General features: G+C 63.9%; 8 protein-coding genes. 4 read left to right on the plus strand and 4 right to left on the minus strand.

Features of this window, described 5'->3' with window-relative positions; all coding sequences use genetic code 11:
* Window positions 1–108 precede the first annotated feature (108 nt).
* Together JWR89_RS09520 and JWR89_RS09525 are read right to left on the minus strand one after the other, a co-directional pair.
* Window positions 109–861 carry a glycerophosphodiester phosphodiesterase gene (locus JWR89_RS09520; protein ID WP_299714825.1) on the minus strand — a complete coding sequence of 251 codons (753 nt, stop codon included), beginning with the start codon at window positions 859–861 and terminating at the stop codon, window positions 109–111.
* A gap of 14 nt (window positions 862–875) precedes the next feature.
* Window positions 876–1,343 (minus strand): RidA family protein, encoded by a 468-nt coding sequence (locus JWR89_RS09525; RefSeq protein ID WP_299714827.1) that lies wholly within the window; start codon window positions 1,341–1,343, stop codon window positions 876–878.
* Window positions 1,344–1,637: 294 nt separating this feature from the next.
* Here JWR89_RS09525 and JWR89_RS09530 point away from each other — a divergent pair, with 294 nt between their 5' ends.
* Window positions 1,638–2,495 carry a cell envelope integrity EipB family protein gene (locus tag JWR89_RS09530; protein ID WP_299714830.1) on the plus strand — a complete coding sequence of 286 codons (858 nt, stop codon included), beginning with the start codon at window positions 1,638–1,640 and terminating at the stop codon, window positions 2,493–2,495.
* Between the two features lie 135 nt (window positions 2,496–2,630).
* Here JWR89_RS09530 and JWR89_RS09535 read toward each other — a convergent pair whose 3' ends face one another.
* Together JWR89_RS09535 and JWR89_RS09540 are read right to left on the minus strand one after the other, a co-directional pair.
* Window positions 2,631–3,926, minus strand: a complete 1,296-nt coding sequence (locus JWR89_RS09535) for a DNA polymerase IV (RefSeq protein WP_299714833.1) — start codon at window positions 3,924–3,926, stop codon at window positions 2,631–2,633.
* On the minus strand, window positions 3,923–4,222 hold the full coding sequence (locus JWR89_RS09540) for a DUF3572 domain-containing protein (RefSeq protein WP_299714844.1): 300 nt from the start codon (window positions 4,220–4,222) through the stop codon (window positions 3,923–3,925). The genes JWR89_RS09535 and JWR89_RS09540 overlap by 4 nt, the downstream gene beginning before the upstream one ends.
* 48 nt (window positions 4,223–4,270) lie before the next feature.
* Between JWR89_RS09540 and JWR89_RS09545 the strand changes: the two genes are divergently transcribed.
* The 3 genes from JWR89_RS09545 to JWR89_RS09555 form a co-directional block, all read left to right on the plus strand.
* A complete protein-coding gene (locus JWR89_RS09545; RefSeq protein ID WP_299714836.1) occupies window positions 4,271–4,423 on the plus strand; it encodes a hypothetical protein in 153 nt (50 codons plus the stop codon).
* 21 nt (window positions 4,424–4,444) lie between these two features.
* Window positions 4,445–4,810, plus strand: a complete 366-nt coding sequence (locus JWR89_RS09550) for a response regulator (RefSeq protein ID WP_299714838.1) — start codon at window positions 4,445–4,447, stop codon at window positions 4,808–4,810.
* A gap of 10 nt (window positions 4,811–4,820) precedes the next feature.
* Window positions 4,821–5,449 (plus strand): response regulator (locus JWR89_RS09555; RefSeq protein WP_299714841.1); only part of this gene is annotated, 629 nt, incomplete at its 3' end.

Below are 5,449 nucleotides of genomic sequence, written 5' to 3' on the forward strand. Positions count from 1 at the left end.
ACGGCTTCCAGCGTTATGTCCGACGATGTCATCAAGCCCCGGTCAGTTGCGATCAGCCATCGCGGTGACCGTTTCTAGAATTGTGCATCGCGCTAACGACTTCAAGGGTCAGGCTTCCGGCACAAACCCCTCAAAAATCATCTGGTCGGCATGGGCGGCCGCGGTGGCGCGTTGCTCCGGCGTGCGCACGGTCCAGGTCAGCAGCGCGCAGCCGAACAGGCGGCGCGCGATCCAGGGGGCCGGGGCCGGCAATTGGTTGACCCAGTAGGCAACGAAATGCGGTCGGGTGGTGAAGGCATGACGGAGCTGCAGCATGCCACGGCGTTGCGCCGGGGCCAGCCTTAGCCACTCGCCATCCTCGTAGCTGCGCTGGGCGATGATGCCGCGCGGCAGCTCCGGCATCATCTGGCGCAGCGCCAGCACCTGGTCGGGATCGAACGACATCGCGGCTACCGGACCGCGATAGGATTTCAGGATTTCCACTGTCCGCGCAACGAGTTTGCGGTCGCCGTCGAAGTGACTTTTCAACTCGATCACCAATGCGACCCGACCATCGACCAAGGCGCAGAGGTCGCTCAGCGACATCATTTTTTCCGAAGTGTCGTTGAAGGTGATCTGCTTCAGCTCGGTGGCGGTCTTGCCGAGCAGGGCGCCGGAGCCCTGGGTCAGGCGGCCAAGTTGGTCGTCGTGATGCACCATCGCCTCGCCGTCGGCGGTGAGCTGCAGATCGACTTCGATGCTGAAATTGCCCGCGATGGCCGCGCGAATCGCGCCGGGCATGTTCTCGACGATGCCGCGGGCGCGATCGTGCAGCCCGCGATGCGCGACCGGGCGGGCCGTCAGCCAGTCAGGTGCGCGCATCGTCGATTCCTCGATCAGGCGACTTCGAACACGCCGTCGATCTCGACCGCGCAATCGGCGGGCAGCGAGGCAACGCCGACCGCGGCGCGGGCGTGGCGGCCCTTGTCGCCGAAGGCCGCGACCATCAGGTCCGACGCGCCGTTGATGACCTTCGGGGCGTCGATGAAATCCGGCGTCGAATTGACGAAGCCGCCGAGGCGGACGACGCGCACGACCTTGTCGAGATCGCCGAGCGCTGCCTTGACCTGGGCCAGCAGGTTGATGGCGCAGCCTTTCGCGGCGTTGACGCCTTGCTCGAGGGTGACGCCGGCGCCGAGCTTGCCTTTGGCGATCAACTGGCCATCGGCCCCCATGCAGATCTGGCCCGACACGAACAGCAGGTTGCCGGTGCGCACGAAGCCGACGTAATTCGCCACCGGGCTGACGGGCTCGTGAATGGTGACGCCCATTGCCGCAAGTTTCTGCTCGACCGTTCCTGCCATGGTAATCCCCGAATAATTGAATGTTGCGCCTGAATTGTTCCGGTCAAGGTACTCAGGCCCGGCCTGTTTCACCCATCGCGTCCGGACATGCAAGTGACGATCGGACGACGCCGCAGCGCCGCGACGGCCGTCGCAGAAACTGTGCTTTCGCCGTGATCGGGCTCGCCCAGGCCGCAGCTTCACGGAAAATGCGGCCGTTCCATAGTCCTTTTTGGGGTCGGCGGCCGCGTTGCCGTAGTTGCGGCGCAATGGCGCGCTTTCTATTGTCGCAATTCAAGAATCCAGGGAAACCCGATGCGTCGCACATTGCCTCTTTCGCGCCTCCGGGCGGCCTCGTTGGCGCTGGCTGTTATCGTTGCTCCCGGCGTCGCCCACGCCGCCGCCAGCGCGCCGTTCATGGCGCATCAGGCGCTGTACGAATTGAAGCTGCTGAAGGCGCGCGGTAACGCCACCATCAACAGCGCCAACGGCCGTATCCTCTATGACTTCACCGGAAGCGCCTGCGAGGGCTACACCTCGGACTTCCGCCAGGTGTCCGAACTGGATAGCGGCGAAGGCAAGAACACGCTGAGCGACCTGCGCTCCACCAGCTGGGAAGATGGCGCCGGCAAGAGCTACCGCTTCAAGATCGACACCAGGATGAACGACGGCGATCCCAGCATGATCGACGGCGTCGCCGAGCGCGACGGCGACCACGTCACCATCAAGCTGAAGCAGCCGGTGGTGAAGACCTTCACGCTGCCGGGCACCACCGTATTTCCGACTGAGCAGATCCACCGCATCATCGCCGCCGCCCGCGAGGGCAAATCGGTGCTCGAACTCAGCGTCTATGACGGCTCCGACACCGGCGAGAAGGTCTACAACACCCTCACGGTGATCGGCGCGGCGATCCCCGGCGACCGCAAGATTGCGACGCCGGATCCATCGACCGACAGCGACGCGATGAAGTCGCTGACGCGCTGGCCGGTAACCGTCAGCTACTACGACCAGTCGGCCAAGCCCAATAGCGGCGAGCAGACCCCAGTCTATGCGATGTCGTTCGAGCTCTACGAGAACGGCGTATCGCGCTCGCTGGTGCTGGACTACAACGATTTCGTCATCGGCGGCACGCTGGGCAAGTTCAACGTCAAGGCCTCGAAGCCCTGCAAGTGATCCTGGTGTCCCGGACGCGCTGCAGCGTGTAATGCTGCTGCGCAGAGCCGGGATCCCGGTTACGCAAGAGTACCGGGACCCCGGCTCTGCGAAGCGATACTGCGTATCGCGTCGCGTCCGGGGCACGAGTGCCAGCTACTCCTGCGCCTTCTCCGGCCCGTCATAGGCAATACCGCGGATCACCGCCGCGGTGCCGAATCGCTTGCGCAGATCATCCATGGCGCGCTCGGCATGGGCCGAGCGGCGGTCGATCATGTCGGTGTCGCCGGCCTGCGAGCCCGGCGTCAGTGCGCTGACGCCAGTGCCGATCAGGCGGAACGCGGTGCCGTCGATCTCCTTCGCCAGCATTTCGCGGCTGATGGCGAAGATTTTTGCGGCCAATTGCGTCGGCGCATGAATCGATTGCGAGCGGGTGCGCTGGCGAAAGTCCGCGGTCTTCAGTTTCAGCGTGACGGTGGTGCCGGCGAGCTCGCCGCTCTTCAAGCGTGACGAGACCTTTTCCGACAGCCGCCAGAGGATTTTCTCCAGCGTTGCGAAGTCGCGGATGTCCTCGTTGAAAGTGGTCTCGTTGGAAATGGTCTTGGCGCCGCGATCCGGCACCACGTCGCGATCGTCGATGCCGCGGGCGAGGCGCCACAGCCGCCGGCCTTCGCCGCCGAACTGCTTCATCAGATCGATTTCGTCGGCACTCTGCAGGTCGGCGATCTTGCGGAAGCCGCGTTGCGACAGCTTTTCGGCGGTCGCCGGCCCGACGCCGAAGATGAAGCCGACCGGCCGGTCGGCCAGCATGGCGCGCGCATCGGCCTGGTCGAGCACGGCGAAGCCTCTGGGCTTGTCGAGGTCGGAGGCGATCTTGGCTAGGAACTTGTTGACCGACAGGCCCACCGACACGGTGATGCCGACGTTGCGCTCGATTTCGCCGGCGAATTTGGCCAACACTTTGGCGGGGATCATGCCGTGGACCCGCTGAGTGCCCGACAGATCGAGGAACGCCTCGTCGATCGACAGCGGTTCGACCAACGGGGTCAGCGCCTGCATGGCATGGCGCACCTCGCGGCCGACGCGGACATACTTCGCCATGTCCGGCCGCACGACCGCGGCGGAGGGGCACAGCTCCAGCGCCTTGAACATCGGCATCGCAGAGCGCACGCCGTAGGTGCGGGCGATATAGCAGGCCGCCGACACCACGCCGCGCTTGCCGCCGCCGATGATCACCGGGCGATCGGCGAGCTCGGGATCGTCGCGTTTCTCCACGGTGGCGTAGAAGGCGTCGCAGTCGATATGCGCCAGGGTCAGCGAGGGCAGGGCATGATGCCGCACCAGCCGCGGTGAACCGCAGACGCTGCAGCGCTTTCGGGCCACGTCCTGGTCGGCAAGGCAATCCCGGCAGAAGCAGCGCGGTCCGCTCGCCTCTGGCGGGGTGTCGGTCACGGGATGTCGCGCTCGATCTGGGGATCGCCGAGCGCCTGGCGCGCCGCCGCAATGGTGGTCGGATGCAGTTGCGAGGAGGCCGAGAAGGCCTGCACCGTTTCGTCGTCGCGCAGCACGAAATCCAGTACGCTGACCAGGAATTGCGGATCCTTGGCAGCGGAGCGCAACGTTTCCGGGCCGATTCCGCTCTCTGACAGGAATAATCCCAGCCGTTCGGGCTCGCCGGCCACGAAGGATAACGCCTGAATTGCAACGATTTCAGCGACTTGGCTGGGGTTATGTTGACGCTTTTTCAGCATGCCTGTTTGCCTTTCCGTAACTTATCGTCTCTATTTTGAATCATCATGCCCGAGTCACCGGAGCGTTTCCAGCAACTGGAAAAACGCAGCCGGGACGAGGGTGGCTCCGGCAGGGTGACTGGAGCGATTTCTGACATTCACCTGGAAAAGCATGGCCGCGCCGCTGAGCAATATCGCTCCGCGCAGACAGAACGTTGAAGTTCGGGATTGGAGGACGGGATGGCTAAAACCGTCCTGATCGTGGAGGACAACGAGCTCAACATGAAGCTCTTCCGCGATCTGCTGGAGGCCCACGGCTATCAGACGGTCGGCACGAGCAACGGCTTCGAGGCCCTCGACCTCGTTAAGAAGCTGCGCCCCGATCTGATCCTGATGGATATCCAGTTGCCGCAGGTCTCCGGCCTCGAAGTCACGCGCTGGATCAAGGACGATCCGGCGCTGCGCATGATCCCGGTCGTGGCCGTCACCGCCTTCGCCATGAAGGGCGATGAAGAGCGCATCCGCGAAGGCGGCTGCGAAGCCTATTTGTCAAAACCCATTTCGGTTGGAAAGTTCATCGAGACCGTTCGTCGGTTTATCGGTTGAGGAGTTTGCGATGTCGGCACGCATTCTGGTCGTCGATGACATCCCCGCCAACGTCAAGCTGCTGGAAGCCCGGCTGTCCGCCGAGTACTTCGACGTCATCACCGCGTCGAGCGGCGCCGAAGCGCTGGCGATCTGCGCGCGTTCGGAATGCGACCTGATCCTGCTCGACGTCATGATGCCGGACATGGACGGCTTCGAGGTCTGCCGGCGGCTGAAGTCCAATCCGGCCACCCATCATATTCCGGTGGTGATGGTGACCGCCCTCGATCAGCCGTCCGATCGCGTCCGCGGACTGGAAGCCGGCGCCGACGACTTTCTGACCAAGCCCGTCACCGACGTGGCGCTGATTTCGCGTGTACGCTCTCTGACACGGCTCAAGATGGTCACCGATGAGCTGCGCATGCGCGCTTTGACGACCATGGAAATCGGCATCCAGAGCCCGGAGCGCGACGCGGTAGCCGAGACCGGGCGCGACGGCCGCATCCTGATCGTCGACGACAGACAGTCGTCCTACGAGCGCATCGTGCAGACATTGCAGGCCGAGCACCATGTCGAAGTGCAAGCCAATCCGGCCGAAGCTCTGTTCAATGTCGCTGAAGGCGATTACGAGTTGGTAATCGTATCGCTGGCACTGAAGGA

The organism is Tardiphaga sp., assembly GCF_028290785.1.
GTDB lineage: Bacteria > Pseudomonadota > Alphaproteobacteria > Rhizobiales > Xanthobacteraceae > Tardiphaga.

Excerpts from the sequence above, each read along its gene's own strand:
- JWR89_RS09525 (WP_299714827.1), bottom strand. The coding sequence starts at position 1,343 with ATGGCAGGAACGGTCGAGCAGAAACTTGCGGCAATGGGCGTCACCATT.
- JWR89_RS09545 (WP_299714836.1), top strand. The coding sequence starts at position 4,271 with ATGCCCGAGTCACCGGAGCGTTTCCAGCAACTGGAAAAACGCAGCCGG.
- JWR89_RS09530 (WP_299714830.1), top strand. The coding sequence starts at position 1,638 with ATGCGTCGCACATTGCCTCTTTCGCGCCTCCGGGCGGCCTCGTTGGCG.
- JWR89_RS09520 (WP_299714825.1), bottom strand. The coding sequence starts at position 861 with ATGCGCGCACCTGACTGGCTGACGGCCCGCCCGGTCGCGCATCGCGGG.
- JWR89_RS09550 (WP_299714838.1), top strand. The coding sequence starts at position 4,445 with ATGGCTAAAACCGTCCTGATCGTGGAGGACAACGAGCTCAACATGAAG.